The following is a 2,653-nucleotide window of genomic DNA, read 5'->3' on the forward strand; positions in this document are numbered from 1 at the left end:
CCGTGTTGCGGCGGCGGCGCGATCCGGCCTTCGGTCCGGTCGCCGCGGTGGTGTTGCCCGGGGGTGTTCCGTGCGGGAAGCCGACCGGCGGCGTGCTCCCGCGTCCGGCCGGCCGTCGGGCTTGCTGGGCGGCGGCGAACTCACCGCGTCCGCGGCGGAGTCGAAGCGGTCGTCCAGACTGTCCCGCGCGCCGGCGGGTCCGATGTCCGGCGCGGCGCCGTCGTAGAGCTTGCTCCACCACTCGTCCTCGTGGGCGGTGGGGTTCTCCCCCTGCTGACTCATGCCCTTATTGTCCACCGGGAACGGCTGACCAAACCGGGTCGCCGCGAAAAAAGGTGACCCCGGGTGGGCCCGCCGGGCTGCCCCACCCCCCACGGGAAGGGCGCCCGGCGTGCCGGTCCCGGCTGCCCGGGGCGGTTGCGTGGCGCACGTGGAACAGCCTCCGGGTGAGGTCACCTTGGCAGGGGGGCCACAGGTACGGGGATGATGGGCGCGGCGGGTTTGCGCCGTGGCCGTTTCCCGCCACGGTGGCTCGGCCGGTGCAGGTGATGCGTGACGCGCGACGCCCGGGGAGGGTCCGAGGAGAATGCTGAGTGCCATAGGTCTCGACGAACGACAGGAAGCCGCCTACCGTGCGCTGGTCGCCTTGGGGGCGGCCGAACTCTCCCATCTGGCGCACCGTTTGGGGCTGCCGGAGGCGGAGACGGAGCGGACCCTGCGCCGGCTGGAACAGCAGGGGCTCGCCGCGCAGTCGTCGGCCAGGTCCGACCGCTGGGTGGCGGCGCCGCCGGGCGTCGCGCTGGGCGCTCTGCTGATCCAGCAGCGGCACGAGCTGGATCAGGCGGAGCTGGCGTCCGCGCTGCTGGCGGCCGAGTACCGCGCCGAGGCGAGCGAACCGACCGTGCACGATCTGGTGGAGGTGGTGACCGGGGCGAGCGCGGTGGCCCAGCGCTTCCACCAGTTGCAACTGGGGGCGGTCTTCGAGGTCTGCGCGCTGGTGACCGGGAACCCGATAGCGGTGAGCGGCGTGGACAACGAGTCCGAGGAGCGGGCCGCTTCGCGCGGGGTGTCGTTCCGCGTGGTCATCGAGCGCGAGATGCTGTCGCTGCCGCAGGGCATCGTGGAGATCTCGACCGCGCTGGCCCGGGACGAACAGTGCCGGGTGGTGGAGCGGGTACCGACGAAACTGGTGATCGCGGACCGAGCTCTGGCCATGGTGCCGTTGACCGGCCGGAACGCCGAGCCCGCGGCCCTGGTGGTCCACGCGAGCGGGCTGCTGGAGTCGTTGACGGGCCTGTTCGAGGCCGTCTGGCGCGAGGCGATGCCGCTCCGGCTGGGCGAGCAGGGGTGTCTGAAGGAGGGTGAGAACGGCCCCGACTCCACCGATCTGGAGATCCTGTCGTTGCTGCTCGCGGGCCTGACGGACGCGAGTGTCGCCAAGCAGCTGGAGCTGGGGCTGCGGACGGTTCAGCGGCGGGTGAAGGGGCTCATGGAGCTGACGGGCGTGTCGACCAGGCTCCAGCTCGGCTGGCACGCGTACGAGCGCGGTTGGGTGGCCCGTGTCCACCCCGGGTCCTGACCCGGGCCCGGCCTGATCCCGGCCTCGGGCGGTACGGGGCCGTCGTCCCGGGATCGGGCACGCACCGTGGGACCTGCGCTGACGCGCGGGAACGCGGGGGCTTTGGCAGTCTGGGCGAATGAGTGTGTGGCAGCTCGTCGCCGTGGGTCTGGTGGTGCTGCTCGGGCTGATCGGGGTCCTGGTCCCCGGTGTACCGGGTCAGGCGATCGTCTGGGCCGCCGTGCTGTGGTGGGCACTGACCGACGTGTCGCCGCTCGCCTGGGGGGTGCTGATCGGGTCGACGGCCGTCCTGCTGCTGAACCAGGCGCTGAAGCCGCTGTTGCCGCCCCGCCGGCCGAGGGAGTCGGGGGCACCGCGCCGGACCCTGCTCATCGGCGGGCTGTCCGCCATCGGAGGGTTCTTCGTGCTGCCGGTGGTGGGCGGTGCCCTCGGTTATGTCAGCGGTGTCTACGGCGTCGAGCGGCTTCGGCTGGGGTCCCGGAGCGCCGGCTGGGCCTCGGTCAGGTCGGTGCTGCGGGCGACGGGTTACGCGGTGCTGGTGGAGTTGTACGCGTGTCTGCTGGTGGCCGGGGCGTGGCTGGGCGCGGTCGTCCTGGGCTGAACCGCCCGGACCGGCCGCGCCCGCCCGCGCCGGCTCACTCGCGGCGCCAGCCCTCCGCCTCCACCGTGTCGGTGTCCCCGGCGGCGAGCCTGTCGAAGAGCCGGAGCACATCCTCGGTGGTGGCCTTCTCGATCACACCGGGGACGAGCGAGTCGTCCTCCACGTTCTCCCAGAGCAGCAGCCCTCCCGCGTAGGCGGTCAGCGACCAGCCGGAGTCGTGGGTGAGCGAGATGTCCGGGTTCTCACTCTCGCTCTCGCCGAGGGAGGCCACGGCCGCCCGTACGGCGTCGGCGTCGGGCTCCTCGACCGGAGTGCCCGTGATGTCGTACATGAAATAGGTCATGCCACTCATTAGCTCATCACGTCCGCCGGACCGGGGCACCGGCCCGGCGGACGTGAGGGGTGATCCCCGAGGTCGTGAGCGCGATCCCCGGGGGGACCGGGCCTTTACCTGCCCCGTCCCCGCTTGGCTT

The 2,653-nt window shown here is 72.6% G+C and carries 3 protein-coding genes and 1 pseudogene; 2 read left to right on the forward strand and 2 right to left on the reverse strand.

The features are described from left to right. Window positions 1–282: pseudogene (locus tag ACWD3D_RS35855) on the reverse strand (protein phosphatase 2C domain-containing protein); the annotation flags it as partial. Between the two features lie 304 nt (window positions 283–586). Here ACWD3D_RS35855 and ACWD3D_RS35860 point away from each other — a divergent pair. Both ACWD3D_RS35860 and ACWD3D_RS35865 read left to right on the forward strand, forming a co-directional pair. Further along, window positions 587–1,579, forward strand: a complete 993-nt coding sequence (locus ACWD3D_RS35860; protein WP_451464848.1) for a helix-turn-helix domain-containing protein — start codon at window positions 587–589, stop codon at window positions 1,577–1,579. A 118-nt stretch (window positions 1,580–1,697) separates the two neighbouring features. Next, complete coding sequence (locus ACWD3D_RS35865; RefSeq protein ID WP_451464849.1) at window positions 1,698–2,180, forward strand: DUF456 domain-containing protein; 483 nt, start codon at window positions 1,698–1,700, stop codon at window positions 2,178–2,180. A gap of 34 nt (window positions 2,181–2,214) precedes the next feature. Here ACWD3D_RS35865 and ACWD3D_RS35870 read toward each other — a convergent pair whose 3' ends face one another. After that, window positions 2,215–2,523: a hypothetical protein gene (locus ACWD3D_RS35870; RefSeq protein WP_451464850.1), complete on the reverse strand. Its 309-nt coding sequence runs from the start codon at window positions 2,521–2,523 to the stop codon at window positions 2,215–2,217. Between the last annotated feature and the right edge of the window lie 130 nt (window positions 2,524–2,653).

This window comes from Streptomyces sp. NPDC002690 (genome assembly GCF_053592415.1).

Coding starts and splice junctions, on each gene's coding strand:
- ACWD3D_RS35860 (WP_451464848.1), top strand. CDS start 587: ATGCTGAGTGCCATAGGTCTCGACGAACGACAGGAAGCCGCCTACCGT.
- ACWD3D_RS35865 (WP_451464849.1), top strand. CDS start 1,698: ATGAGTGTGTGGCAGCTCGTCGCCGTGGGTCTGGTGGTGCTGCTCGGG.
- ACWD3D_RS35870 (WP_451464850.1), bottom strand. CDS start 2,523: ATGACCTATTTCATGTACGACATCACGGGCACTCCGGTCGAGGAGCCC.